We start from the raw sequence: 25,102 nt of genomic DNA on the forward strand, positions 1-25,102 counted from the left end.
TGGGCAAGGCCGAACCGGGCCAGGCGGTTCTGCCTGCACTTCACGTTGGGGCGAGGTTTACGAGCATTTGGGCGCGGTGGAAATGGGTGGTCGTGAGGCCGGCGCGCCGCGCTATCGTTCTGCCGCACGAAGGAGATTCGCGATGCGAAGGGAAAGCTGGGCGAGCTTTGAGCGGGGCGGCACGACCTGGGTGGTGGCGCATCGCGGCGCGTCGTCCGAGCACAGCGAGAATTCCACGGCGGCGTTCGAGGCGGCGATTGCCGCGGGGGCGTCGGCGAGCGAGACCGATGTGCGGCGCACGGCCGACGGGGTGTTCGTCTGCCACCATGACGAGACGCTGCAGCGCACGGCTGGTGTGGAGCAGGCCATAGCGGATGTGAGTTTTGCCGAACTGCGGCGGCTCGCGCCCGGCGCGACGCTGCCGCTTGCCGATGTGCTCGATGGCCTGCGCGGTCGCATCAATTTGCTGCTCGATGTGAAGCTGGGCGCCGAGGCTGACCTCGTGGCGCTGATGGACGTGCTCGGGGGCTTCGGCGCGGACGACACCGTCGCCATTGGCGTGCGGTCGCTGGCGGCTCAGCAATTGGTCGGCCGGCTCGCTCCCGGGATGGTGCAGCTCGGCTTGCTCGAGGACCCCGCCGATAATGCACAGTTCGTTGCGGCCGGCGGGCGCTGGGTGCGGCTATGGGAGCGCGATGCTTCAGCGGCGCGGGTCGAGGCCATCCAGGCGCTGGGCGCGCCGGTGCTGGCGATGGTGGGGGGCAATGGGACGGGTCGGGCCGTTGGGGACATTGATCGGGGCGGCGTCGCCGCGCTGCGCGCGGTCGGGGTGGATGGGTTGATGCTGAATGAGCCGGGGCTGGCGCTGGGGTGAGCGTTGGCGGACCCCGATGGTTGCAGCCTCCACAGGATGTCATCCCTGCGAAAGCAGGGATCCATGGGGCGGCCGGTGCGGAGCTGAGAGTTGGACCCCTGCTTTCGCAGGAGTGACAGCTGGTGGGGAGGTGGGGTTGTGCCCTCAGGGCCGCATCTCAGGATGGGCCCCGGCCTGCGCCGGGGTGACACCGTGGGTGTGGCGAGGGGTGATGCGCTGCCTCTGGAGCGCGGTTCCGGGGCACAAAAGCAGAAGGGCGGCACTGGGCCGCCCTTCCTTGTTCGTGCTGGTGCGCCGTTACTGGGCGCAGATGCCGGGGTCTTCCAGCGTGCACAGGTCGAGGCCGGTGAACTTCGGGTCTTCGACCGTTTCGCCGTTGATCAGGCTGATCAGGATATCGGGCGCCTCGTTGCCCATCTGGTAGGGACGCTGGCCGATCTGGAAGTGGCTGCGGCCCTCGCGGAACGCCTGGGTCTGCGGGGGCAGCGTGTCGCCGGCGATGATGATCAGCTCCTTGCTGTCGAGCTTGGCCTTCACGAGGTCGGTGTTCTGGGCATAGGCCTGCGGGCCGAACTGGGCCCAGCCGCCGACGAGGACGAAGGCGTCGAGATCAGGGTTGGCGGTGAACACGTCGGCCATCTGCTGGTTGGCCGTCGGGATATCGTCATTGGTGTAGGTCGGGCAGCCCTCGATCTCGGTCCAGCCGTTCGAGTCGTTGAGCCGCTCGGTGCCCTTGGCGCCGGCAATGGTGTCGCGGAAGCCGGCGGCGCGTTCGTTGATGTTGGCTGCGGCGACGTTGCCGAGCTGCAGGCAGACAGTGCCGCCCTCGGGCTTCAATTTCATGGCTTCCTGGGCCATGCCCACGCCCATGTCGTAGTTGTTGGTGCCGAAATAGGTCTTGCGCAGCGAGGCGTCGGCCGGCAGCAGGTCGGCGTCGACGGTGATGATCGGCATGGTCGGCGCCGCGGTGCGCAGCATGTTGGCCATGGCCGGGGCGTTGGACGGCGAGATTGCGATGCCGGCCACGCCGCGGCTGATCAGATCCTGCACGATCTGCACTTCACCGGCTTCGTCCGAGCTGAGCGCCGGACCGGTATAGAGGCATTCATACTCGCTGTCGGCGTGGGCCGCGTTCCAGTCGGCGCAACCCTGGCCCATTACCGTGAAGAACGGATTGTCGAGCCCCTTCACCACCACGGCCAGGATCTTCTTGTCCTGGGCCACGGCGCTACCCGCAAAGACGACCGCGAGGGTCGCTCCGGCGAGCATCAGCATGTTCTTACGCATTCAAGTCCTCCCGTTGTGCACAAGCCGGTCCCTCGACCGGCTGCTTCGCCGGGCTTCGGCGTTGCGGCCGGGAGGTCCCTCACCCCGTCGGCCAGCCGAAGCTCCGTCGATCCGTTCGCGCACGAAAAGCCGGCCGTCTGTTACGGCATCGGTCCTCGCGGCGTAAAGCAAACAAGCGTCGCCGGCGCCCATGTCCGGCGATTTCTCCCTCATCGGTCGATATTAATGAGCGCGATCCGCAGTAGTCAATCTCCTGATGTACGTGCAGCAACTATGGCGACAATGTTGTATGACAAGTGGGGAAACAGTAGAGTTTCCCGATCAGTTCGAATGATTGCCCTCGCCATTTATCGTCATTCGCCGATGATCGAAGCCTAGATTGACGGCGCGGCGGCTGTGGCCCATAGAATTGCCGCAACATCTGGCGGGAGCGAGGGGGCTCCCGGCCTTGGGAGGGGCTTGGATGGCGGTTCTGGAACTGGCGGGGATCGCCAAGCACTATGGCGCGATCACTGCGCTTACCGATATTTCGCTGACGCTCAACAGCGGCGAGGTGGTTGGCCTGGTCGGGGACAACGGGGCGGGCAAATCGACCCTGGTCAAGATCATCGCCGGCAACTTCCATCCGTCGGAGGGCACGATCAGCCTCGACGGCAAGCCCGTGCAGTTGCACGGCCCCAAGGATGCGCGCTCCAAGGGCATCGAGATCGTCTACCAGGACCTGGCGCTGGCCGATAACCTGACGGCGGCGGCCAACATCTTCCTCGGCCGCGAACTCACCAATATCGCCAGGACGCCGCAGCAGGCGGAACTGCCGGCCAGCCGGCGCCGGCGCGGGCTGCAATGGCTGATGCCGGAGATTCTCGATTATCGCGCCATGTACAAGCGGGCGGGCGAGCTGTTCGCCGAACTGAAGTCCGAGACCCGCCCGCGTGACGTCGTGCGCAAGATGTCGGGCGGGCAGCGGCAGGCCGTCGCCATCGCCCGTACGCGGCTGTCCAACCCCAAGATCGTGCTGATGGATGAGCCGACGGCAGCGATCAGTGTCCGCCAGGTGGCCGAGGTGCTGAACCTCATCCGCCGGCTCAAGGAGCAGGGCATCGCGGTGGTGCTGATCAGCCATCGTATCCCCGACGTGTTCGCGGTGTGCGACCGGCTGGTGGTGCTGCGGCGCGGCCGCAAGGTGGCCGACAAGCTGGTGGCCAACTCCTCGCCCGAGGAAGTCACGGGCCTGATCACCGGCGCGCTGCAGACCGCCTGAGGGAGAATGCGATGACCACCGATACTTCCCTCAAGGACGCCATCGAGCAGCGCACCCACGGCAACTGGCTGAGCGCCATCGTCAGCCAGCAGACGTTCTGGATCGTCTGCGCGGTGATTGCGGCGATCGTCGCCATGTCGCTGCTGACCACGACCTTTGCGACGCCGAACAACCTGTTCAATGTGACCCGCAACTTCGCCTTTGTCGGCATTGTCGGGCTGGGCATGACGGCGGTGATCATCTCCGGCGGCATCGACCTGTCGGTCGGCGCCACGGTGCTGATCTCGGCCATGGTGACGACGCTGATCATGCACGCCGGGCTGCCGATCGGGCTCGCCCTGCCGGCCGCCATCGGCGCCTCGCTGCTGGTTGGCCTCATCAACGGCGTGCTGATCGCTGTGGCCGGAATGCCGGCCTTCGTCGTGACGCTCGGCATGATGTCGGTAGCACGTTCGATCGGCATGGTGCTGTCGAACAATGCGCTGATCTACGAGTTCGGGCCGGACCAGCCGATCCTGTTCTCGATCGGGGGCGGCTCGGTGACCATTCCAGGGCTGCCGCCCATTCCCAATCCGCTGATCGTGATGATCGTCCTGGCGCTGATCACCGGCTTTGCGCTGCGCTCGACCCGCTGGGGCCGGCACCTCTACGCCATCGGCGGCAACGAGAAGGCGGCGGTGCTGACCGGCGTGCCGGTCAAGGCGATCAAGATCTCGGTCTACATGTTCGTCGCCTTCTGCGCCGGCGTGACCGGATTCCTGATGACCGGCTGGCTCGGCTCGGTGACCACCGGCCTCGGCACCGGGCTCGAGCTCACGGTGATCGCCGCGGCGGTGATCGGTGGCGCCAACCTCGCCGGCGGCTCGGGCACGGCGCTCGGCGCGGTGATCGGCGCATTGCTGATCGAGATCATCCGCAACTCGCTGACGCTGCTGGGGATCTCGACCTTCTGGCAGGGCACGTTCGTCGGCGCCTTCATCATCCTCGCGGTAGCCTTCGAGCGGCTGCGCAACCGCGAGATCGGCGACTGAGGAGAGTTTGAGTTCGCACCGGCCGGCTTCGGGAGGAGGCCGGCGCGCGCGGTGTGGAGGAAACCGCCCACGAGGGTGGATCATGAGGAGGAAGAGTATGAAGAAGATCGTAGTCAGCTTCGCGGCTCTTGCCGTCGCCGGGCTTGCGCTCGTCGGCGGCGCCGTCGCACAGGACAAACAGCAACTGGCCTTCGTCGTGAACGCTTCGTCCGACTTCTGGAAGCTGGCCGAGGCCGGCGTGAAGAAGGCGCAGGCCGAGCTGCCGAACTATGAGCTGCAGTTCCGCTATCCCGCCCAGGGCACCGCAGCGCTGCAGAACGCGTTGATGGACGACCTGGTCGCCGCCGGCACGGACGCGATCATGATCTCGTCGGCCGACCCGAAGAACTCGATCGATGCGTTCAACCGCATCGCCGCGCAGGTGCCGTTGTTCACCACGGACTCGGACGCCCCGCAGTCAGACCGCATCGCCTATCTCGGCTCGTCCAACACGCTGGCAGGTGAGCAGGCCGGTGAGGAAATGGTCAAGGCCATGGCCGGCAAGGAAGGCAAGTGCATGGGCTTTGTCGGGTTCCTGGGCGCCGATAACGCCGTGGAACGCATCCAGGGCTTCCGTAACGCCATCGAGGGCAAAGGCATCGAACTGGTCGACGTGCGCGGCGACGATGTGGACTTCACCAAGGCCCGCACCAATGTCGACGACGTGCTGGTGGCCAACCCCGAGATCAACTGCATGGTCGGGTTCTATTCGTACAACTCGCCCAAGATCTACGAAGCCCTGCAGGCCGCAGGCAAGCTCGGCGCGATCACCGTCGTCGCCTTCGACGAGGATCCGGTGACGCTGGGCGCCGTGCGTGAAGGCTCGTTCGTCTCCACCGTCGTGCAGCAGCCGTTCGAATGGGGCTACCAGGGCATGCTGCTGATGGCCAAGTACCTCGAGGGCGACAAGTCCGGCATTCCCGAGGACAAGCTGATCATCGTGCCGACCAAGGTGGTCGACAAGGCGAATGTCGATGCCTTCGAGGCCGACCTGAAGGCCAAGATCAGCGGCAGCTGATCCACAAATGCGGGCGGCGGCGCGCTTGGGAGCCCTGCCGCCCGAAACCTCTGTAATCCGGCCTGCTGCCGGTGTTACCGTTCCGGTCGGCAGTGAACTGGGGAGGTTCGATGCCTGAGGAGGAAGCCGATCGCCCGTTCCTGCGGCTGATCGGGGTGCGCAAGACCTATCCCGGCGTCGTGGCGCTGGCCGGCTTCGACATGAGCATCGCCCCCGGCGAGGTGATCGGCCTTGTTGGAGAGAATGGCGCCGGCAAATCGACGCTGATGAAGATCCTGGGCGGCGTGACCCGGCCCGATAGCGGCACCGTGGAGATCGACGGGACCGCCTATGACGGACTGACCGTCGGCGGCGCCATGGATGCCGGCATCGCCTTCGTGCACCAGGAACTCAACCTGTTCGAAAATCTCGATGTCGCCGCCAACGTCTATATCGGCCGCGAGCCGCGCATTGCCGGCGTGCTGGTCGACGAGCGCAAGATGCGCGCCGACGTGGCGCCCTACCTGAAGCAGCTGGGGGCGAGCTTCACGGCGGATACGCCCGTGTCCAGGCTGTCGCTGGCGCAGCAGCAACTGGTCGAGATCGCCAAGGCGCTGAGCGTCAACGCCCGGCTGGTCATCCTCGACGAGCCGACCTCGTCGCTGCCGCTGGCCGAGACCGAAAAGCTGCTCGAGGTGGTCGCGGGGCTGAAGGCGCACGGCATCGCGGTGATCTTCATTTCGCACCGGCTGGCCGAAGTCGAAGCGGCCTGCGACCGCGTGGTGGTGCTCCGCGACGGCGTGCTGGTCGGCACGCTCGACAAGGCGGAGATCACCCATGACCGCATGGTCCGGCTGATGATCGGCCGCGACCTCAAGGTGGCTTACGCGCCGCCGGCGGCCGCGCGGGGCAGCGCGGTGCTGTCGGCGCGCGGCGTGCGTACCACGGCCTACCCGACCCATGCCGTTGATGTGGATCTCCATGCCGGGGAAATCCTCGGACTCGCCGGGCTGGTCGGTTCGGGGCGCACCGAGCTGGCGCGGGCGCTCTTCGGTATCGATCACAGCCCGGGCGGCACAGTGACGCTGGACGGCAAGCCGATCGCACTCAAGGCAGCCTCCGACGCGGTGGCTGCCGGCATCTTCCTCGTGCCCGAGGACCGCAAGGGCGCTGGCATCCTGCTCGACATGTCGATCGCCGAGAACATCTCGCTGCCTGACCTCGCGACCTACGCGCCAGGTGGCATCGTCGCGCCGGCGCGGGAGCGCGAGCGGGCCGAGCTATCCAAGCGCGAGCTGGCCATCCGCGCGCCCACCGTGGCGACGCGCGCCGGCAGCCTGTCGGGCGGCAACCAGCAAAAGGTGGTGCTGGCCAAGTGGTTGGCGATGAAGCCGAAAGTGCTGATCTTCGACGAGCCGACGCGCGGCATCGATGTCGGCGCCAAGTCCGAGATTTATCGGCTGATGCGCGGCCTCGCCGATGCCGGCGTCGCCGTGCTGATGATTTCCTCGGATATGGAGGAGGTGATCGGCGTCTCCGACCGCATCGCCGTGATGCACGAGGGCCGGATTTCGGGCCTGCTGGCGCGCCCCGAGTTCAGTGAAGAAAACGTGCTGACGCTGGCCATCGGCCAGCCGCTCAGGAAAGCCGGGTAGGGGGAATTGTGAACAAGAAAGAGAGCCATGAATAAGAAGGACTTGGGCCTTCTGGTCCTCATCGTCGTCGTTGGCCTGTTCGTCTACCTGCGCAATCCGGCCTTTCTCAGCCCCAACAACCTCGCCAACACGGCCAACCTGATCGGCCTGTTCGGGCTGTTCTCGATCGCCCAGGGCTTTGTGATCATTACCGGTGGCATCGACCTCAGCGCCGGCTCGATGATCGCGCTGCTCGGCGTGCTGTTCGTCGACCTCGTCGGCAACAAGGGCGTGCCGTGGCCGATCGCTTTTGCCATCGTCATGGTGCTGGGCCTCGCGCTCGGGCTGATCCACGGGCTGCTGATCACCCGGCTGAAGCTGCAACCGTTCGTTGTGACCCTGTGCGGCCTGTTGATCTATCGCGGCGTGGCGCGCGGCTACACCGCGGATGCCACCGCCGGCTTCCCGTTCGGTTCGGAATATCCGGGCCTCGACTTCTTCGTCGCCCGCATCTTCGGCGTGCCGGTATCGCTCTATTTGCTGGTGATCGTCGGCGTCATCGCCTGGGTGGTGCTGCATCGCTCGGTGTTCGGGCGCTACCTGTTCGCCATCGGCAAGAACGAGGAGGCGGCGCGCTTCTCCGGCATCCGCACCGGCGTGGTGATCACCTCGGCCTATGTGATCTGCGCCGGGCTGACGGCGCTCGCCGCGATCTTCTTTGCCATGTACACGCGCTCGGTGCAGCCGAGCTCGCAGGGCAATTTCTACGAGCTCTACGCCATCGCAGCGGCCGTGCTCGGCGGCTTCTCGCTGCGCGGCGGCGAGGGCTCGATCATCGGCGTGATCCTCGGCACGATCCTCCTGCAGGAGCTGCAGAACCTCGTGAACCTGCTCGGCATCCCGTCCTCGCTGAACTTCGCGGTGATGGGCGGCGTGATCCTCGTCGGCGTCATCGTCGACCAGCAATGGAATGCGTTCCGGGCCAAACGGCGTGTGGCGGAGGCGGCGCGGGCGGCGCCGGAGGCGCAGGTGTCGGCGGGGGCAGGGGGCGGTTAGCCACCTGCCGCGACGTCAGTCGAACCAGCCCTTCGGCTTTTGGCCCGCAAGGAATGGCCCGATAAATTCCATCAGCAGGTCGGCCTGCCCGATCAGCGCGGTATGTGACGTTGCCGGAAGGATGGCGATACGCGAAGCCGACAGCGGCTGACCCGCATCGCCCATCACGCCGCCACCGAGCAGGTGGAACATTTCGACGCTGTGCTGGAGCATCATGCCGTCGGCATCGCCGGCAAGGATCAGTACCGGTGTATCGAGCGCCGCTACGTCCTCGCCCCAGGCCAGCGGCGCCTGTTCGAGGGCGATGACCTTTTCGGCGAGTGCCGGAAAGCCGCCGGGATCAGCGGCCAGCTTCTTGTACTCCTCCGCCAGCGGTGAGGATGTGAACTGCTCGACCGTCCATTGCGGGATCGCCTCGCGGAAAGCCGGCCGCCAGCCCTGGAAGTCGTAGGCGCCGGAGGCAAAGATCAACTGGTCGACCTTGTCGGGATGATCGATGGCCAGGCGCAAGCCGGTCATGGCGCCCATCGAGAAGCCGAAGATATCAGCCTGCTCGACGCCGACTGCCTCCATAAAGGCAGCCACGTCGTTCGCCAGATTGGCATAGGTGATCGGCCGGTCGATATCGGTAGTGCGACCGTGGCCCTGCAACTCGAGGGCATAGACCTGGTGGGTTTCGGCCAGCCGCCCGACGATATCGCCCATCATCGGTATGTTCATGAAGCCGCCATGCAGCACGATCAGGGGATCGCCGCTGCCGGAAACCTCGTAGTACATCTGCATGCCGGCGACCTCGATACGGTCGCCATCCGACGCCTGTGCGAAGACGGGAGCGGTGGCCAGGAGCGCGGCTGCGGCCAGTGTGAAGCGTAGCATCGTGATTACTCCTCTGCTTGGCAGAGCGGCTTGCCCTGCCTTCATGAAGTAATCGAAACAGCGGCGCGCACATCGACAGGCCGCCACGAAAAAGCGCAGTTCAGCCCTCCGCTTCCACCAGTCCCCGTTCCTCCAGCAGCGGGCGGACCTCCGGGTCGCGGCCGCGGAACAGGCGGTAGGCTTCGGCGAAGTCGCGTTTGCCGCCGGCCGAGTAGATGAAATCGTGGAGGCGCTTGGCCGTGGCGGGGTCGAACGGGTCGCCCGCGTCCTTGAAGGCGCGGAAACCGTCGGAATCGAGGACTTCGCTCCACAGGTAGCTGTAGTAGCCTGCAGCGTAGCCATCGCCTGAGAACAGGTGGAGGAAATGCGTGCTGGCGTGGCGCAGGGCGATTTCACGCGGCATGGAAATGCTGGCGAGGACGGTCTTCTCGAAATCGGCGACCGAGCCGGCCATCGGCTGGCTGTGATAGTCCATGTCGAGGATGGCCGAGGAGACGAACTCCACGGTTTCAAAGCCGCTATTGGCGGTGCGGGCGGCGCGCATGCGCTCGAGCAGGGCGGCCGGGATGGGGGCGCCGGTCTGGTAATGGGTGAAGCGCGCCAGAACCGGATCCGCCTCCAGCCAGTGCTCGTAGATCTGGCTCGGCAGCTCGACGAAATCGCGCACCACGCTGGTGCCGGAAATGCGCGGATAAGTGACATCGGAGAGGAGGCCATGCAGGCCATGGCCCATTTCGTGGAACACCGTGCGGGCCTCGTCGAGCGAGAGCAGGGCGGGCTGACCCTCCGGCGGCTTCACGAAATTGCAGGTGTTGACGATGAACGGGATCTGCACGCCGTCGAGCTTTGACTGCTCGCGGAACGAGGTCATCCAGGCGCCGGAGCGCTTGCCGGGGCGGGCGAAGTAGTCGCCGTAGAAGAGGCCGATCACCTTGCCGTTGCGCGTGACTTCCCAGACGCGGACGTCGGGGTGATAGCCGACAATGTCGGCGCGCGGGGCGAAGGTGAGGCCGAACAGCTTTTCGGCGACGAAGAAGGCGGCGTCGACGACCTTGTCGAGCTGCAGATAGGGTTTTAGCTCGTTCTCGTCGAAATCGTAGCGGGCGAGGCGGAGCTTTTCGGCGAAGTAGCGCCAGTCCCAGGCTTCGAGCGGGGTGGCCTGGCCTTCGGCCCTGGCGAGCTCCTGCAGCGCGTCGCGATCGGCTTCGGCCTTGGCGCGGCCGCCGGCCCACACTTCCTCGAGCAGGCCGCGGGCGGCGGCCGGGGTGCCGGCCATCGAGTCGGCGAGCTTGTAGTCGGCATAGCTCGGATAGCCGAGGAGCCTGGCCTGCTCGGCGCGCAGGGCGACGATCTCCTCGATGAGCTTGGAATTATCGTTCTTGTTGCCGTTGGCGCCGCGCGTGACGAAGGCGCGCCACACCTTTTCGCGCACGCCACGATCGGTGGCGAAATGCAGGATCGGCTCGACGCTGGAGCGCGACGGGGTGACAGCATAGGGCGCGTTCAGCTTGCGGTCGCGGGCGGTCTCGGCCGCAGCGGCGCGGGCAAACTCGGGCAGGCCGGCGATCTCGGCTTCGGTGAGTGCAAACACTGTCTCCTGCTCGTCGGCGAGGACGTTCTGGCCGAACTGCGTGCCCAGCGTCGCGAGCCGCTCGACGATGGCGCCAAAGCGCAGCCGCTCGTCGGCGGTGAGCCTCGCGCCCGAGCGGACGAAATCGAGGTGATAGCGCTCGAGCACGCGCAACGCCTCGGGATCGAGGCCGAGCGTGTCGCGCCGCTGGTAGAGCGCATCGATGCGGGCAAAGAGCTTTGCGTCGAGGAAGATGTCGTTCCAGTGCCGCGCCACCAGCACGGCGACCTCGCGCTCGACCGCCTGCAGCTCGTCATTGGTGGCGGCCGAGGAGAGCTGGCCGAACACCATGTCGACGCGGCGCAGCGGCTTGCCGGAGCGCTCCAGCGCCGCGATGGTGTTCTCGAAGCTCGGCTCGCCCGCGCTGCCGCCGATCGCCGCGATCTCGGCGCGATGCAGCTTCAGCGCCTCGTCGAAGGCCGGCTTGAAATCCTTGGTTTCGATCAGGTCGAACGGCGGTGTTTCGTAGGGCGTGGTCCAGGCGGAAAAGAACGGGTTGGTCACGGCGAGCTCCTTGGGTGGCTGCAAGGTGGCGTCGCCGGGTGATTTGGGCAAGGGGGCGGGAAGCGCTAGCCCCTTGCGTGTCGCGCAATCATGGGTGTACTGAACTACATGGTTCAGTTTAACTCATCCCGCTTCGACGCCTCGTTTTCCGCGCTCTCCGACGCCACGCGCCGCGGGGTGCTGGAGCAACTGGGGCGCTCGGATGCCTCGATCACCGAGCTCGCCGACCGGTTCCACATGACCCTCACCGGCATGAAGAAGCACGTGAGCGTGCTGGAGCAGGCCGGGCTGGTGACCACCGAGAAGGTCGGCCGGGTGCGGACCTGCCGGCTCGGGCGCAGCCGGCTGGAGGAGGAAGCACAGTGGATCGAGAGCTACCGGCGGATGTGGGCCGAGCGTTTCGACGAATTGGATCAGGTCATTGAAGAGCTGAAGCAGAAGGAACAGGCCGATGGACGAGAGATTGAGTAAGACCGCCGCGCGGAACGAAACGACGACGGACCGCGACGGGCGGGAACTCGTGGTGCGGCGGATGTTCAACGGCCCGGCGCGGCTGGTGTTCGAGGCCTGGACCAAGCCGGAACTGATGATGCGCTGGTGGGCGCCGAAATCCTTCGGCATCAACCTCTTGTCGGTCGAAACCGATGTCCGCCCCGGCGGCACCTACCGCCTCGAGTTCGGCGTGCCGGGCTCAGACCAGCCGGTGGCCTTTTTCGGCCGCTACCTCGAAGTCGAGCCGCCCAAGCGCCTCGTCTGGACCAATGAGGAAGGCGAGGCGGGCTCGGTGACAACCATGACCCTGGAGGAAAAGGGCGGCCGGACGTTCCTGGTGCTGCGCGACGTCTATCCCTCGATCGAAGCACTCGACGAAGCCATCGCCTCGGGCAGCACAGGCGCATATCCCGAGCAGTTCGAGGAGCTGGACGTGCTGCTGGCAGAGGTGGGGGGCTAAAGCCGTCGGCCCACACGCACCAGGTTTTCGTCCGGATCCGACACGGCGAACTCGAACATGCCCCAGGGCTGGGCCTTGGGCGGATGGAGCAGGCGGTCGCCGAGCCGGGTCGCCAGCGCTTCCACGTCGTCCGAATAGACGTAGATCCCGAACGGGCTCTTGCCGGGGATCAGCCAGTCGTCGGGCGCGCGGGTGAGATGCAGCGCGCCGCCCTTGCCGTCCGACAGGATGGCATAGTCGGGATAGGTCTCGCCGGGATCGCGCTCGAAGCCGAGCAGCCGGTAGAAGGCGAGCGCGGCGGCGAGGTCGTTGCACGGAACGATGGCAACGACCTCGGTGCGCGCCGCCATTACTCCGCCGCCGTGCGTTGCGGGCGTCGTCCCATCACTTCCTTGAGGAAGCGGCCGGTGTGGGAGCGCTTGTTCTCGGCGATCTGTTCCGGCGTGCCGACGCCGACCACTTCGCCGCCGCCATCGCCGCCTTCGGGGCCCATGTCGATGATCCAATCCGCGGTTTTGATGACTTCGAGATTGTGCTCGATCACCACCACCGTGTTGCCGCTGTCGACCAGTTCATGTAGCACTTCGAGGAGCTTGGCGATATCGTGGAAGTGTAGGCCCGTGGTCGGCTCGTCGAGCATGTAGAGCGTGCGGCCAGTGGCGCGCTTACTCAGCTCCTTCGACAGCTTCACGCGCTGCGCTTCGCCGCCTGACAGCGTCGTTGCCGGCTGGCCGACCTTGACGTAGCCCAGCCCCACCCGCTGCAAAGTCAGAAACTTGTCGCGGATCGAAGGCACGGCGGCGAAGAAGTCGACCGCTTCGTCGATGGTCATGTCGAGCACGTCGGCGATCGACTTGCCCTTGAACTGCACTTCGAGCGTCTCGCGGTTATAGCGGTGGCCCTTGCACACTTCGCAGGTGACATAGACGTCGGGCAGGAAGTGCATCTCGATCTTGATGACGCCGTCGCCCTCGCATTTCTCGCAGCGGCCGCCCTTCACGTTGAACGAGAAGCGGCCCGGGCCATAGCCGCGCGCCTTGGCTTCCGGCAGGCCGGCGAACCATTCGCGCATCGGCCCGAAGGCGCCGGTATAGGTCGCCGGGTTGGAGCGCGGCGTGCGGCCGATCGGCGACTGGTCGATGTCGATGACCTTGTCGAGATGCTCGAGCCCGGTGAGCTCCTTGTGCGGGGCGGGGATGACGCGCGCGCCGTTCAGCCGGCGAGCAATGCCCTGGTACATGGTGTCGATCATCAGCGTCGACTTGCCGCCGCCAGACACGCCGGTGATGGCGACGAAATTGCCGAGCGGCACGTCGACCGACACGTCCTTGAGGTTGTTGCCAGTGGCGCCGCCCACATGCAGCTGCTTGGATTTCCTCTGCTTCCGCCGCTCGAGCGGCAGCGGGATCGCCATCTCGCCGGTGAGATATTTGCCGGTGATCGACTTGGGATTGGCCATCACCTCCTGCGGCGAGCCCTCGGCAACGATGTGCCCGCCATGGACGCCCGCGCCGGGGCCGATATCGACCACGTAGTCGGCGGTGAGGATGGCGTCCTCGTCATGCTCGACGACGATCACCGTGTTACCGATGTCGCGCAGGCGGCGCAGCGTTTCGAGCAGGCGCTCGTTGTCGCGCTGATGCAGGCCGATCGAGGGTTCGTCGAGCACATAGAGGACGCCGGTGAGGCCGGAGCCGATCTGGCTGGCGAGCCGGATGCGCTGGCTCTCGCCGCCCGACAGCGAGCCGGAATTGCGGGCCAGCGTCAGGTAATCTAAGCCGACGTCGTTGAGGAAGCCGAGGCGCTCGCGGATCTCCTTGAAGATGCGCTCGCCGATCTGGTTCTGCTGCTCGCTGAGCTTGGCGGGGAGGGCGTTGAACCACTCGGCGGCGGCGCGGATCGATTTCTCCGACACCTGCCCGACATGCAGGCCATCGATCTTGACCGCGAGGGCCTCGGGCTTGAGGCGATAGCCGGCGCAGGCGACGCAGGGCGCCTGCGACATGTAGCGCTCGATCTCCTCGCGCATGCCGGCGCTCTCGGTCTCCTTGTAGCGGCGCTCGAGATTGCCGATCACGCCTTCGAACGGTTTTGTGCTTTTGTAGGTGCGGAGCCCGTCATCGTAGACGAAGGTGATCGCGGTCGAGCCGGTGCCGAACAGCACGGCGTGCTGCACATCGAAGGGCAGCTCGTCCCAGGCGGTGCCGGTCGAAGCGCCAAAATGCTTCACCACCGCCTGCAGGGTCTGCTGGTAATAGGGCGCACTGGTCTTCGACCATGGCAGGATTGCCCCGTCGCGCAGCGAAAGGCTGCCATCGGGGACGATCAGGTTGGGATCGATCTTCTGTTCGGTGCCCAGGCCATCGCAGACCGGGCAGGCGCCGAACGGGTTGTTGAACGAGAACAGCCGCGGCTCGATCTCGGGGATGGTGAAGCCCGAGATCGGATCGGCGAACTTTTCCGAAAAGATCAGCCGCTTCGGCTCGCCCTTGTCGTCCACCTCGTCGGCGAACTCGGCAAAGGCGATACCGTCGGCGAGCTTCAGCGCCGTCTCGAAGCTTTCGGCGAGGCGCGAGGCGATGTCGGGGCCGACAACGACCCTGTCTACAACCACTTCGATGTCGTGCTTGATCTTCTTGTCGAGGCTGGGCGCGTCCTCGATGTCGTGGAACTCGCCGTCGATCTTCACGCGCTGAAAGCCCTTGCGCATGAGGTCGTTGAGCTCGCGCTTATACTCGCCCTTGCGGCCGCGCGCGATCGGCGCGAGCAGATAAAGCCGCGTCTCCTCCGGGAGCGCCATGACCTTGTCGACCATCTGGCTGACCGTCTGGCTCTCGATGGGCAGGCCCGTGACCGGGGAGTACGGGATGCCGACGCGCGCGAACAGCAGGCGCAGGTAGTCGTAGATCTCGGTGACCGTGCCGACGGTCGAGCGCGGGTTGCGCGAGGTGGTCTTCTGCTCGATCGAGATCGCCGGAGACAGCCCGTCGATCTGCTCGACATCGGGCTTCTGCATCATCTCGAGGAACTGGCGCGCGTAGGCCGACAGCGACTCCACGTAGCGGCGCTGGCCCTCGGCATAGATGGTGTCGAAGGCGAGCGAGGATTTGCCCGAGCCGGATAGCCCCGTCATCACGATCAGGCTGTCGCGGGGCAACCTCAGGTCGATATTCTTGAGGTTATGCTCCTTGGCACCGCGGATGACGATGTCACGGTTCGGGTTGCGCTTCTCGGCCATCAACAGTTCCACCTACGAGGCGTGCGACCATAGTGCCGCACTGTGCCAAATCGTGTCAGGGTTTTCAAAAAGAGGGGTCGGCCGCTCATTTCGGGATCGTCGGCCGGATTTGCAAGCTAACCAAAGGCCAAGGCCGATGTCACCATCCGTGCGTCCGCTCCGCGATCAACTGATCGAGAACATAAGCGGAACATAGAGGATTCGGTCAAGCCGCGACGTCGACCTTTGCCGCGCTGACCTTGAACGAGAACTCGATCTCGTCGTGGTCGAAACGAACGCCGTCTTCGGTACGGACGATCACACCGGCGCTGATCAACCGTGTCACGTCGCGATGCACGGCCTGCACGTCGCGCTCGACCCGGCGGGCCACCTCACGGATGGACAACGGGCCCTGGTTGGCCAACGCGCGGATGATGGCCAGGCGGGAAGGGGAGAGGACGGCGTACATATCCTCATAGGAGTTGAAGCTGACACCGTGAAACGGAGTGCGCGGACGTCCGGTCATCACGTCGTTCATGGCCCCAACGAAGGCCGAACCGAAATCTTCCATTGTCTCTACGCGAACATGCAGCGTGGTCATTTCAGCAGTCTCCTTGCATCGACACCGAAGTCTGCAAACAAGGCCTCGGGCGTAGTAAACCTGTAGGGTTCTTCGCGCTCGCCATAATGGCGATGGTCGCCCTTGCCACGCTCATTGTCATAGCGCAGGACGCATTCGTCATCGATGACCAACGCCAGGCGGTATTTGAACGAATGTTCGCTGCCAGGTACCGGTCGAGGCAGTCTCCACAGCACCGCTTCAACGAAGATACCTTCTCCCAGTTCGCGCCGGTCCTCATAGACCAGTTCCGCCTTGGTGTTGTCAGCCATAACAACATACCCCCGCTGTTGTCAATGATAACAACGCCGTTGCCTGCGTTGCCGCTTGACAATAGCCACAACAATGAGAACATAAAAAGAACAAAAGCATGAAGCTGTGGGATCGACGCGATGTGACGCGCGTTGATCCGACGGTGGCGTTAGGATGCGCCCTCAAGTTTCGGCCCGGTCTCCGGGCGAGTATGGAAGGATTTTGGCCATGGCTGGCAGCGTGAACAAGGTGATCCTGGTAGGCAATCTCGGCAATGACCCCGAGGTGCGCAACCTGCCTTCGGGCGGCAAGGTGGTGAACCTTTCCATCGCCACCTCGGATCAGTGGCGCGACAAGAATACCGGCGAACGCAAGGAGCGCACCGAGTGGCACCGGGTGGTGATCTTCTCGGAAGGCCTGGTTCGTGTCGCCGAGCAGTATCTGCGCAAAGGCTCCAAGGTATATGTCGAGGGCGCGCTGCAGACCCGCAAGTGGCAGGACCAGCAGGGCCAGGATCGGTATTCGACCGAGATCGTGCTGCAGGGCTTCAACTCGACCCTGACCATGCTGGATGGCCGCGGCGAGGGCGGGGGCGACAGCCCCGGCGGTGCGACCGGCTTCTCCGGCCCGCGCGAAAGCTCGTTCGGCGGCGGCCGGCAGGACTCGCGGCGCCCGAGCGCCGCGCCGGCCTTCGAGTCCGGTTCGATGGACGACGACATCCCGTTCTGATCTGCGGAACTCAGGCAAAACGAAAAAGCGGATGGCAGGACCATCCGCTTTTTCTTTGGCCCGATCTGCGGCCCGCTTATTTCTTGAACGGCACCGAAGCCTTGAGGGTCTCGCCAGTCGCATTGAAGACGACGCCGAAATCGACGGCGATGCTGCCACCGGCCTTGGCCAGGGTGATTGCAGCGGTGACGGTCAGTTCCTTGCCGGTATCGTCCTTCGTGCGCTCCCTGAGGTTGAACACGATGTCGCTGCCGCGCTTCTTGCCGACGGCGACGCCGGTGAAGGTGATGTTGGAGGTCATCACGGCCTCGTAGCGCTTGGCACCGTCATTGTAGACCATGGTGCCGCCGACCGAGATGCTGGTGCCGGCCAGCGTGCACCGGCCCGAGTAGTTCACCTTGTCCTGGTTGCCTTCGGTCAGCGAGAGCCGGCAGACCACCGACTCCTTTTCGGCGCCGATCAGTTCGCCGCGACCGCGCCAGTCGCCGAGATAGGACTTGAGCAGCGCCACGTCGGCGGCCGCGGCATGGGCCGGGGCGGCGGACAGGGGGGCCAAAGGCGCTACCACGAGCAGACCGACGAGCGCCGCAATGCGCGTCAGGGGTCTGATGAGCTTCATTTCTTGATGCCTCCAAGCGGATGAAAGAATCGCCCCCCGGCGACCAGCAATGCCGGGAGAATGAACACATCTCCAATCAAAGCAAAGCCAAGAGTTCCCACGAACAGCGTCCCGAACAGGGCAACCTGTGGCAGTTCGGAGAACATCACGATGGCAACGCCCGAGCACAGGATCAGCGTCGCCGCCACGATCGCTCCGCCGATGCGCTGCATGGTGTGGTGGATCGCATCCATGTGCGAGCGGCCGTTTTCCCGGCGCTCGTGCAGGTAATGCGACAGGAAGTGCGTCGTGTCGTCCACCGCGATACCGAAGGCGATGGTCAGCGACAGCACGGTGGTCAGCTGCAGGCCGGAGCCCGAGAACCACAGATACGCGGTCGTCGCCAGCACCGGGAACAGGTTCGGGATCGCCGTCGCCGTGGCGACGCGGAAAGAGCGGAAGGCAAAGGCGATGAGCAGCAGGTTGACCACCACCGAGATGGAGAGATCGAGCTGCAGGCCGCGCACGATGCTGTCGGTGGCATAGGTGGTCATGACGCGGAAGCCGCCGACCGTGGCGCCCTCGATGCCCGCCGCCTGGATGTCGGCTTCGATGCCTTCCTTCAGCTTCTCGAGTTCGTTCGAGGCGATGATCGTCGGCATGAAGCCGGTGACCAGCGCGTGCATGCCGTCTTCGGTGACGAAGCGGCTGCGCAGGCTGCCCACGGCGTTGAACACCTCCTCGCGGGTGAAACCGCTCTCGGTGTAGTGCTTGAACGCCGCTGCCGAGACGACCTTGTTCACCCCGAGATGCTTCTCGACGATCTCGTGCACGCGCGTCACGGTGGCGAAATCCTCGTCGCCCACATCGGCCATGCCCTGCTTGAGCGGCACGCTGACATAGAGCGGCGCGACGCCGCCCACGCCCTGGTCGATCTGCTCGGCGGCGGTGAGCGCGGTCGAGCCCTTCGCCATGAAGTCCTCGAACGAAAAGCGCGGCTGGATCATCAGGTAGGGGACGAACAGCAGGATCGTGCCGACGATCGCCATCAGCGCCACCGGGCGGCCGAACTTGGTGGCGACGAACCACGACAGCGGGATCGGCGCGTTGACGGCAAGGCTCGGGGTCTTGGGCAGCTTGAGCCCGAGGCGGACCGCCAGCTTCAGCAGCAGCGGCAGGAAAGTCATCAGGCAGATGAAGTTGACCACCGAGGCAAGGCTGCCGGCCCACGAGAATTCCTGGATGCCCTGGCCGGGCGTCAGCGACAGCGACAGGAAGGACACCAGCGTGGTCAACATGGCCAGGGCCGAAGCCGGCCCCACCACGCGGACGGTCTCGTCCACCGCCTTGTAGGGATCCATGCCGTCGCGCCAGTAGGCGAGCCAGTTGAAGATGAAGAACAGGCTCTCGGCGAATGCGATGACGATGACGATGGTCGTCACGATGATGGTGAGGAACGAGAACGAGCCGAACAGCGCGATGATCGAGCCCATCACCCACAGCACCGCGATGAACGGCGTCGAGGCGACCAGCAGCGCCCCCCAGAACGAGCGCAGCGACAACAGCGCGATGAGGGCGCCGAGCCCGAAGCCCCAGATCGTGAACTTCACCTGGTCGTCGACCGCCGCGGTGAGCATCTCGCCCGTCCAGACGGGCGGGCCGGTGAGCTCGACGTCCACGTCGTCGGACTCATAGTCGCTGACCAGCGTCCGCAGGTCGTTCAGCATCTCCTTCTGGCCGCCGCCCCGGGTCATTTCGGGATTGGGGAAGACGATGATGACGACGCCGGAAAGATCGGGATTGATCAGGTTCCGCATCATCGGATCCTGATTGTAGAGGTCCGTCAGGGCCTTGCTGACCTCTTCGGGCGACTGCATGCCTTCGGGCACCGCGGGCAGGGTGGTGCCGTTCGGCCCCGGCACGCGCAGCGTGAAGGCCGACATGGTGCCGTTGACATATTCGGAGTTGGAGAGGTCGAGCGCCATCATGCGGATGGTCTCGATGGTCTCCGGATTGGTCAGCGTGGGCGAGTTGACCAGCAGGTAGATGTCGTTCTCGAATGTGCCGAACGTCGTCGAGAGATGCTCGTAGGCGTCGTATTCGGGACCTGAATCGGCAAATACCCGAAGCATGTCGCCGTCGACGCTGATGCGCGGCATCTGGCTGGCACTGAATATCGTCATCGCCGCGACCAGTAAGCCGAGAATCGCCGGGTGCCGCAGAGTCAGCTGGCCGAGTTTTTCCAGCCCGAAGCCGATCGAGCGCTCATGCCCGAAGGCCCAGTTCCAGATCCGGGCCAGGACGTTACTGTTAGACAATAGAATCTTCCCCTAGGCGGCGCGCCCCCGCGTCGGCGCGGATTACTAAGCGCAGACGCCGGACGCGTCCAGCCGTTTGCGCCGCGGGCAGCGGAGCGAATGCAGGCTTTTCGGCCCAAAGTTGCCGCAAACCCACTGCATTTTGATCATATGAGGCCCCTGGCATGTTCCATTGCCGTGGACATCTGCGCTATCCGCCCGGCCGCGTTGGTTTTCGGGGCAGGAATCGCCTAAAGCTCTCCTCTTAGTCTCAATAACCGAATCTGGCCCGTGGCTGACAATAACGAAGACGAGACCGGCGCGCCGACGCCGTCCGATATTGCTCCGATTTCGCTGACCGACGAGATGCGCAAATCCTATCTCGATTACGCGATGAGCGTGATCGTGAGCCGGGCGCTTCCCGACGTGCGCGACGGGCTGAAGCCGGTGCACCGGCGCATCCTTTATTCGATGTACGAGCAGGGCTACGCCTGGAACCGGCCGTACCGCAAATCGGCCCGCGTGGTCGGCGACGTGATCGGTAAGTATCACCCGCATTCCAACGATGCGGTCTATTTCTCGCTCGTCCGCATGGCGCAGGAATTCTCGCTGCGCGTGACGCTGATCGACGGGCAGGGCAATTTCGGTTCGGTCGACGGCGATATGCCGGCCGCCATGCGCTACACCGAAGTGCGCATGGAGAAGGTGACCGACAGCCTGCTCGACGACCTCGACAAGGACACCATCGACTTCAAGGACAACTACGACGCGTCCGAACGGGAGCCGACGGTGCTGCCGGCGGGCTTCCCGAACCTGCTGGTCAATGGCGGGCAGGGCATTGCCGTGGGCATGGCGACCAACATCCCGACCCACAACCTGGGCGAGGTGATCGACGCGCTGCTGTTGCTGATGGACAATTCCGAAGCGCTGACCGAAGACATCATGACTGTGCTGCCGGGTCCGGATTTCCCGACCGCCGCCGTCATCCTCGGCCGCTCCGGCATCCGTCAGGCCTACGAGACCGGCCGCGGCTCCATCCTGATCCGCGGCAAGTCGCATATCGAAGAGATACGGGGCCAGCGCGAGGCGCTGATCATCACCGAGATCCCGTATCAGGTGAACAAGTCGGTGATGATCGAGAAGATTGCCGAGCTGGTGCGCGACAAGCGCATCGAGGGCATCTCCGACGTACGCGACGAATCCGACCGCCAGGGCATGCGCGTGGTGATCGAGCTCAAGCGCGACGCCGTGCCGGACGTGGTGCTGAACCAGCTCTACCGCTTCACCCCGCTGCAGAGCTCGTTCGGCTGCAACTTCGTGGCACTCAACGGCGGCAAGCCCGAACTGATGAGCATGAAGCAGATGCTCACGGCCTTCATCGAGTTCCGCGAGGTGGTGGTCACCCGCCGCACGCGCTTCCTGCTCAACAAGGCCCGCGACCGCGCTCATACGCTGGTCGGCCTGGCCGTAGCTGTCGCCAATATCGACGAGGTCATCCACACGATCCGCACCTCGGCCGACGCCGGCGTTGCCCGCGAGCGGCTGATGGAGCGCGACTGGCCCGCCCGTGATGTCGCTCCGCTGATCGCGCTGATCGACGACCCGCGTCACCGGATCAACGACGACGGCACCTTCAAGCTGAGCGACGACCAGGCTCGCGCCATTCTCGCGCTCACGCTTTCCCGCCTGACCGCGCTGGGCGTCACCGATATCAGCGAAGAACTGAACGGGCTGGGCAAGGATATCGAGGAATATCTCTCGATCTTGCGCTCGCGCGAGCGCGTGTTGCAGATCGTCCGCGACGAGCTGACCGCGATCAAGGAGCAGTTCAACACCCCGCGCCTGACCTCCATCGACGATGCCGCCGGCGACTTCGAGGACGAAGACCTCATCGCCCGCGAGGACATGGTGGTGACCGTCACCCACGGCGGCTACATCAAGCGCGTGCCGCTCTCGGCCTATCGGGCGCAGCGCCGCGGCGGCAAGGGCCGCTCCGGCATGGCGACCCGCGACGAGGATTTCGTTTCGCGCCTGTTCGTCGCCAACACGCACACTCCGGTGCTGTTCTTCTCGTCGGCCGGCCAGGTCTACAAGATGAAGGTGTGGCGCCTGCCGATCGGCGAGCCGCAGGCCCGGGGCAGGGCGCTGATCAACATGCTGCCGCTCGATGAGGGCGAACGCATCACCTCGATCATGCCGCTGCCCGAGGACGAGGCGAGCTGGAATCAGCTCGACGTCATGTTCTCGACCATCCGCGGCACCGTGCGTCGCAATTCGCTGGCCGATTTCACCGAGATCAACAAGAACGGCAAGATCGCCATGAAGCTCGACGAGGGCGACGGCATCGTCGATGTCGCGACCTGTACGGCCAATGACGACGTGCTACTCACCACCGCGCTCGGCCAGGCGATCCGCTTCCAGGTCGACGAGGTCCGCGTGTTCAAGGGCCGCGACTCGACCGGCGTGCGCGGCATCAGCCTCGCCGAAGGCGACCGCGTCATCTCGATGGCCATCATCCATCACTTCGACGCCGACTCCCCCGAGCGCTCGGCCTACCTCAAGATGAGCCGCGCGGTGCGCGGCGAGGGCGAGAGCGAAGAGGTGGTCGAGGATGCCGAGGACGCGGTGCCGGCCGGCGAGCTGAGCCAGGAACGCTACGCCGCCATGTCGGCGGCCGAGCAGTTCATCCTGACCATTTCGGAGAATGGCTACGGCAAGCGCACCTCGAGCCACGAGTACCGGATCACCGGCCGCGGCGGCAAAGGCATCGTCGCCATGGCGGTGAACAAGCGCAACGGCCCGCTGATCGGCTCCTTCCCGGTGGAAGACGGCGACCAGATCATGCTGGTGACCAATGGCGGCCAGGTGATCCGCGTGCCGGTCGATGCCGGTCCGGACAACCGTATCCGCATCGTCAGCCGTTCCTCGCAGGGCGTCACGGTGTTCAATACCGCCGAGGGCGAGAAGGTGGTGTCGGTCGAGCGCATCAGCGAGCCGGAAGGCGAGGACGCCGAGCCCGAGGCCCCGGAGACCGATGCGCCGGGGGATGACGCCGGCGAGTAACGGCGAGCGCCGGGAGACGGGCTGCGATTGCTGCCCGTCTCCGCAGGGTCCGTACTCGACCGGACCTACGGGGTGAACGGCACCATTTGCACCGATAGATAGACCATCGGGTACTCGCTCGATTGCTCCGAGCTGTTTCCGGCGCGACCGCCCAGCCCGTCGCCGGTAACCGAGATGGCGCCGCCCTCGCCAGTCGAAACCGCGCCGCCGACCGAGGCGCCGGCGGTCCCGCTGATGCCTTCCTTGGCCAGGTCAGTCGCCTTGTCGGCCCTTTCGGCGCTACGCACGACAACGACCGCCTTGCCGGCGGAAAGCACCTCGCCAATCAGGGCCCTGCATTTCTCCCCGATCCCGGAACGTATCGTGTCGAGCCCCTCGTCGGTCAGTATGAGGCTGTGGACATTCTCCACCGTGTAAGTGCGGCTGGTGCCCGCGTCTCCCGATACCGTAAGGCTGCCCAGGAAGCTGAGGCGGTTCGTCGACGTCGATAGCCCGCCCGTGATGCCCCGTGTTCCGGTTCGCTTCGTAGCAGTAACGCCTTCATCGACCACGTGCTGCGCAATCTCCTTGAGAGCCGTGGTCTTGGCGAAGTCGTCGTAGCACAGCCGGCTGTAGGCGACGCCCGCGCTCGTGGCGAAGCCGGCCAGCGCATTGCTACCCTCCACATAGAGGTGGCCGATGCGGACGGCGCTTGTCGGAAGGATCGCCGTGTAGCCCGGTGCCACCGACAGCTGCGGCGCCTGTAGCGGCTGCCGCGTCGTGCTGCAGCCCGCAACCACCATGCATAGTCCGATCAACGCCAATCTGCGCATCATTGCCCCCAACTTATCGCCAGCGCATTTCTAGGCGATCGGCGGGGCGACCGAGACCTAGGACGATATCGCACGTAGTTTCCCCGATGCCGGGCTGGACCGGCGGCGGCTACCCGCTTGCGATGGCGCTTCGCCTGTGGCTTGCTGCCCTGCGAGTCAGGAGCCTCTAGATGATCAACACCGCCATTCTGCTGCCCTATATCCTCGCCTGCCTGCTCTTTTCCATCGTGCCCGGCCCGTCGGTGACGGTGGTGGTGGCCAATTCGCTGGCGCGCGGGACCAAGGCAGGGCTGCTGACTATCCTTGGCACCGAGATCGCCATGCTGAGCATGGTGTTCATCGTCGCGGTCGGCCTCGAGGCGGTGATGCGGCTGGTGTCCGAGGCGTTCACGATAATCAAGCTGGTCGGCGCCGCCTATCTGATCTGGATCGGCTTCAAGATGTTCACCTCGTCCGGCAAGCTCGATGTCGGCCAACCAGGCGAGCGGCTGCCGCTCCTGCGCTATGTGTGGCAGGGCGCACTCATCAACTGGTCCAACCCCAAGACGCTGCTGTTCCTCGGCGCCTTCCTGCCTCAGTTCGTCGACATGAGCCGCCCGGCCTTCGACCAGATCATGGTGCTCGGCCTGATCGTCATGGCGGTCGCCACGGCTACCGACTGCGTCTACGCCGTCCTCGCCGGCAGCGCCCGCCAGTTGCTGACCCAGGCCCGCGTGCGGCTGATGACGCGTGTATCAGGCGTGATCCTGATGCTGGGCGGTGTCTGGCTGGCGCTGCAGCGGCGGGGGTAGTTCGGACCATCGGCCTGCCGGAGCGCCACCGGAACGGAGGGGTGTGCAACGCACCTTGCCGTCGCATTCTGGCCTTCATTACCTCCCGCGTAATCGATTTGTGCCGTGCGCTCGGCTCAGATGTCTCCATCAACCAATGGAGACAGAACATGACGCTCAACAAGATCCTCGCCCTCGACGCCCTGACCTGTGCGCTGATGGGCATCGTGCTCGTGGCCTTTGCCGGGGGGCTGTCGGTCCTGCTGGCGCTGCCGCAGGATGTGCTGCTTTACGCCGGCCTCCTGCTGTTCCCGATCGCCGCGTTCATGGCGGTGCTGTCGCGGCAGGCGTCGCCCTGGACGGCCGGGCTATGGCTCGTCGTGCTCGGCAATCTCGGCTGGGTGCTCGCCAGCCTGGCCGTGCTGCTGCTGACGACGCCGAACCTGCTCGGTATCGCCTTCGTGCTGCTGCAGGCCGTCGTGGTTGCCCTGCTGGCCACGGTGGAGTTCGCGGGCCTGCGCCGGCCGGTGCAGGCGTGAGGAGGAGGGATGCTCAATCCCGGCGCGCTGCGTAACCTGCGTCTCGCCGCAACTTGCGGTAGCCT

General features: G+C 65.3%; 22 protein-coding genes. 12 read left to right on the forward strand and 10 right to left on the reverse strand.

Going from position 1 to position 25,102, the window contains the following annotated elements:
* Positions 1-142: 142 nt before the first annotated feature.
* The gene (locus AC3A6I_RS07990; RefSeq protein WP_487543154.1) at positions 143-874 is read left to right on the forward strand and encodes a glycerophosphodiester phosphodiesterase; all 732 of its coding nucleotides are present in this window, start codon (positions 143-145) and stop codon (positions 872-874) included.
* 297 nt (positions 875-1,171) lie between these two features.
* On the opposite strand, the gene AC3A6I_RS07995 is transcribed toward AC3A6I_RS07990, so the two are convergent.
* Positions 1,172-2,161 carry a substrate-binding domain-containing protein gene (locus AC3A6I_RS07995; protein ID WP_487543155.1) on the reverse strand — a complete coding sequence of 330 codons (990 nt, stop codon included), beginning with the start codon at positions 2,159-2,161 and terminating at the stop codon, positions 1,172-1,174.
* 463 nt (positions 2,162-2,624) lie between these two features.
* Between AC3A6I_RS07995 and AC3A6I_RS08000 the strand changes: the two genes are divergently transcribed.
* The 5 genes from AC3A6I_RS08000 (at position 2,625) to AC3A6I_RS08020 (ending at position 8,179) form a co-directional block, all read left to right on the forward strand.
* Positions 2,625-3,422 carry an ATP-binding cassette domain-containing protein gene (locus AC3A6I_RS08000; RefSeq protein WP_487543156.1) on the forward strand — a complete coding sequence of 266 codons (798 nt, stop codon included), beginning with the start codon at positions 2,625-2,627 and terminating at the stop codon, positions 3,420-3,422.
* A gap of 11 nt (positions 3,423-3,433) precedes the next feature.
* A complete protein-coding gene (locus AC3A6I_RS08005; protein ID WP_487543157.1) occupies positions 3,434-4,453 on the forward strand; it encodes an ABC transporter permease in 1,020 nt (339 codons plus the stop codon).
* 97 nt (positions 4,454-4,550) lie between these two features.
* Positions 4,551-5,510, forward strand: coding sequence for a sugar-binding protein (locus AC3A6I_RS08010; protein ID WP_487543158.1), 960 nt, complete (start codon positions 4,551-4,553; stop codon positions 5,508-5,510).
* Between the two features lie 110 nt (positions 5,511-5,620).
* Positions 5,621-7,144: a sugar ABC transporter ATP-binding protein gene (locus tag AC3A6I_RS08015; RefSeq protein WP_487543159.1), complete on the forward strand. Its 1,524-nt coding sequence runs from the start codon at positions 5,621-5,623 to the stop codon at positions 7,142-7,144.
* 27 nt (positions 7,145-7,171) lie between these two features.
* Positions 7,172-8,179: an ABC transporter permease gene (locus AC3A6I_RS08020; RefSeq protein WP_487543160.1), complete on the forward strand. Its 1,008-nt coding sequence runs from the start codon at positions 7,172-7,174 to the stop codon at positions 8,177-8,179.
* Between the two features lie 15 nt (positions 8,180-8,194).
* On the opposite strand, the gene AC3A6I_RS08025 is transcribed toward AC3A6I_RS08020, so the two are convergent.
* Entirely contained in the window at positions 8,195-9,055 is an 861-nt protein-coding gene (locus AC3A6I_RS08025; protein WP_487543161.1) for an alpha/beta fold hydrolase, read from the reverse strand.
* 100 nt (positions 9,056-9,155) lie between these two features.
* Positions 9,156-11,213, reverse strand: a complete 2,058-nt coding sequence (locus tag AC3A6I_RS08030) for a M3 family metallopeptidase (protein ID WP_487543162.1) — start codon at positions 11,211-11,213, stop codon at positions 9,156-9,158.
* A gap of 84 nt (positions 11,214-11,297) precedes the next feature.
* Between AC3A6I_RS08030 and AC3A6I_RS08035 the strand changes: the two genes are divergently transcribed.
* Together AC3A6I_RS08035 and AC3A6I_RS08040 are read left to right on the forward strand one after the other, a co-directional pair.
* Positions 11,298-11,660, forward strand: coding sequence for an ArsR/SmtB family transcription factor (locus tag AC3A6I_RS08035; RefSeq protein ID WP_487545002.1), 363 nt, complete (start codon positions 11,298-11,300; stop codon positions 11,658-11,660).
* Positions 11,641-12,141: an SRPBCC domain-containing protein gene (locus AC3A6I_RS08040; protein WP_487543163.1), complete on the forward strand. Its 501-nt coding sequence runs from the start codon at positions 11,641-11,643 to the stop codon at positions 12,139-12,141. Before AC3A6I_RS08035 ends, AC3A6I_RS08040 begins: the two co-directional genes overlap by 20 nt.
* Here the strand turns inward: AC3A6I_RS08040 and AC3A6I_RS08045 are convergent.
* The 4 genes from AC3A6I_RS08045 to AC3A6I_RS08060 all read right to left on the reverse strand — a co-directional run bounded on the left by AC3A6I_RS08045 (position 12,138) and on the right by AC3A6I_RS08060 (position 16,174).
* Positions 12,138-12,491, reverse strand: a complete 354-nt coding sequence (locus tag AC3A6I_RS08045) for a bleomycin resistance protein (RefSeq protein WP_487543164.1) — start codon at positions 12,489-12,491, stop codon at positions 12,138-12,140. The two genes, AC3A6I_RS08040 and AC3A6I_RS08045, sit on opposite strands and share 4 nt — an antisense overlap.
* A complete protein-coding gene (uvrA, locus tag AC3A6I_RS08050) occupies positions 12,491-15,379 on the reverse strand; it encodes an excinuclease ABC subunit UvrA (RefSeq protein WP_487543165.1) in 2,889 nt (962 codons plus the stop codon). The genes AC3A6I_RS08045 and uvrA overlap by 1 nt, the downstream gene beginning before the upstream one ends.
* Positions 15,380-15,584: 205 nt before the next feature.
* Complete coding sequence (locus AC3A6I_RS08055) at positions 15,585-15,959, reverse strand: HVO_A0114 family putative DNA-binding protein (protein ID WP_487543166.1); 375 nt, start codon at positions 15,957-15,959, stop codon at positions 15,585-15,587.
* Entirely contained in the window at positions 15,956-16,174 is a 219-nt protein-coding gene (locus tag AC3A6I_RS08060) for a toxin-antitoxin system TumE family protein (protein WP_487545003.1), read from the reverse strand. The genes AC3A6I_RS08055 and AC3A6I_RS08060 overlap by 4 nt, the downstream gene beginning before the upstream one ends.
* 283 nt (positions 16,175-16,457) lie before the next feature.
* Here AC3A6I_RS08060 and ssb point away from each other — a divergent pair, with 283 nt between their 5' ends.
* Complete coding sequence (gene ssb / locus AC3A6I_RS08065) at positions 16,458-16,958, forward strand: single-stranded DNA-binding protein (RefSeq protein WP_487543167.1); 501 nt, start codon at positions 16,458-16,460, stop codon at positions 16,956-16,958.
* Between the two features lie 76 nt (positions 16,959-17,034).
* On the opposite strand, the gene AC3A6I_RS08070 is transcribed toward ssb, so the two are convergent.
* Together AC3A6I_RS08070 and AC3A6I_RS08075 are read right to left on the reverse strand one after the other, a co-directional pair.
* Complete coding sequence (locus AC3A6I_RS08070; RefSeq protein WP_487543168.1) at positions 17,035-17,577, reverse strand: hypothetical protein; 543 nt, start codon at positions 17,575-17,577, stop codon at positions 17,035-17,037.
* Positions 17,574-19,874 carry an efflux RND transporter permease subunit gene (locus AC3A6I_RS08075; protein WP_487543169.1) on the reverse strand — a complete coding sequence of 767 codons (2,301 nt, stop codon included), beginning with the start codon at positions 19,872-19,874 and terminating at the stop codon, positions 17,574-17,576. Before AC3A6I_RS08075 ends, AC3A6I_RS08070 begins: the two co-directional genes overlap by 4 nt.
* 270 nt (positions 19,875-20,144) lie before the next feature.
* On the opposite strand from AC3A6I_RS08075, the gene gyrA reads away from it, so the two are divergent.
* Positions 20,145-22,916, forward strand: a complete 2,772-nt coding sequence (gene gyrA / locus AC3A6I_RS08080; protein ID WP_487543170.1) for a DNA gyrase subunit A — start codon at positions 20,145-20,147, stop codon at positions 22,914-22,916.
* 65 nt (positions 22,917-22,981) lie between these two features.
* Here the strand turns inward: gyrA and AC3A6I_RS08085 are convergent, their stop codons facing one another.
* Positions 22,982-23,728, reverse strand: a complete 747-nt coding sequence (locus AC3A6I_RS08085; protein WP_487543171.1) for a hypothetical protein — start codon at positions 23,726-23,728, stop codon at positions 22,982-22,984.
* Between the two features lie 170 nt (positions 23,729-23,898).
* Here AC3A6I_RS08085 and AC3A6I_RS08090 point away from each other — a divergent pair, with 170 nt between their 5' ends.
* Together AC3A6I_RS08090 and AC3A6I_RS08095 are read left to right on the forward strand one after the other, a co-directional pair.
* Positions 23,899-24,519: a LysE family translocator gene (locus tag AC3A6I_RS08090; RefSeq protein ID WP_487543172.1), complete on the forward strand. Its 621-nt coding sequence runs from the start codon at positions 23,899-23,901 to the stop codon at positions 24,517-24,519.
* A 149-nt stretch (positions 24,520-24,668) separates the two neighbouring features.
* Positions 24,669-25,037 carry a hypothetical protein gene (locus AC3A6I_RS08095; RefSeq protein WP_487543173.1) on the forward strand — a complete coding sequence of 123 codons (369 nt, stop codon included), beginning with the start codon at positions 24,669-24,671 and terminating at the stop codon, positions 25,035-25,037.
* Positions 25,038-25,102 lie beyond the last annotated feature (65 nt).

It is taken from the genome of Devosia sp. Soil_C_22 (assembly GCF_057657195.1).

Excerpts from the sequence above, each read along its gene's own strand:
- AC3A6I_RS07990 (WP_487543154.1), top strand. The coding sequence starts at position 143 with ATGCGAAGGGAAAGCTGGGCGAGCTTTGAGCGGGGCGGCACGACCTGG.
- AC3A6I_RS07995 (WP_487543155.1), bottom strand. The coding sequence starts at position 2,161 with ATGCGTAAGAACATGCTGATGCTCGCCGGAGCGACCCTCGCGGTCGTC.
- AC3A6I_RS08000 (WP_487543156.1), top strand. The coding sequence starts at position 2,625 with ATGGCGGTTCTGGAACTGGCGGGGATCGCCAAGCACTATGGCGCGATC.
- AC3A6I_RS08005 (WP_487543157.1), top strand. The coding sequence starts at position 3,434 with ATGACCACCGATACTTCCCTCAAGGACGCCATCGAGCAGCGCACCCAC.
- AC3A6I_RS08010 (WP_487543158.1), top strand. The coding sequence starts at position 4,551 with ATGAAGAAGATCGTAGTCAGCTTCGCGGCTCTTGCCGTCGCCGGGCTT.
- AC3A6I_RS08015 (WP_487543159.1), top strand. The coding sequence starts at position 5,621 with ATGCCTGAGGAGGAAGCCGATCGCCCGTTCCTGCGGCTGATCGGGGTG.
- AC3A6I_RS08020 (WP_487543160.1), top strand. The coding sequence starts at position 7,172 with ATGAATAAGAAGGACTTGGGCCTTCTGGTCCTCATCGTCGTCGTTGGC.
- AC3A6I_RS08025 (WP_487543161.1), bottom strand. The coding sequence starts at position 9,055 with ATGCTACGCTTCACACTGGCCGCAGCCGCGCTCCTGGCCACCGCTCCC.
- AC3A6I_RS08035 (WP_487545002.1), top strand. The coding sequence starts at position 11,298 with ATGGTTCAGTTTAACTCATCCCGCTTCGACGCCTCGTTTTCCGCGCTC.
- AC3A6I_RS08040 (WP_487543163.1), top strand. The coding sequence starts at position 11,641 with ATGGACGAGAGATTGAGTAAGACCGCCGCGCGGAACGAAACGACGACG.
- AC3A6I_RS08045 (WP_487543164.1), bottom strand. The coding sequence starts at position 12,491 with ATGGCGGCGCGCACCGAGGTCGTTGCCATCGTTCCGTGCAACGACCTC.
- uvrA (WP_487543165.1), bottom strand. The coding sequence starts at position 15,379 with ATGGCCGAGAAGCGCAACCCGAACCGTGACATCGTCATCCGCGGTGCC.
- AC3A6I_RS08055 (WP_487543166.1), bottom strand. The coding sequence starts at position 15,959 with ATGACCACGCTGCATGTTCGCGTAGAGACAATGGAAGATTTCGGTTCG.
- ssb (WP_487543167.1), top strand. The coding sequence starts at position 16,458 with ATGGCTGGCAGCGTGAACAAGGTGATCCTGGTAGGCAATCTCGGCAAT.
- AC3A6I_RS08070 (WP_487543168.1), bottom strand. The coding sequence starts at position 17,577 with ATGAAGCTCATCAGACCCCTGACGCGCATTGCGGCGCTCGTCGGTCTG.
- AC3A6I_RS08085 (WP_487543171.1), bottom strand. The coding sequence starts at position 23,728 with ATGCGCAGATTGGCGTTGATCGGACTATGCATGGTGGTTGCGGGCTGC.
- AC3A6I_RS08090 (WP_487543172.1), top strand. The coding sequence starts at position 23,899 with ATGATCAACACCGCCATTCTGCTGCCCTATATCCTCGCCTGCCTGCTC.
- AC3A6I_RS08095 (WP_487543173.1), top strand. The coding sequence starts at position 24,669 with ATGACGCTCAACAAGATCCTCGCCCTCGACGCCCTGACCTGTGCGCTG.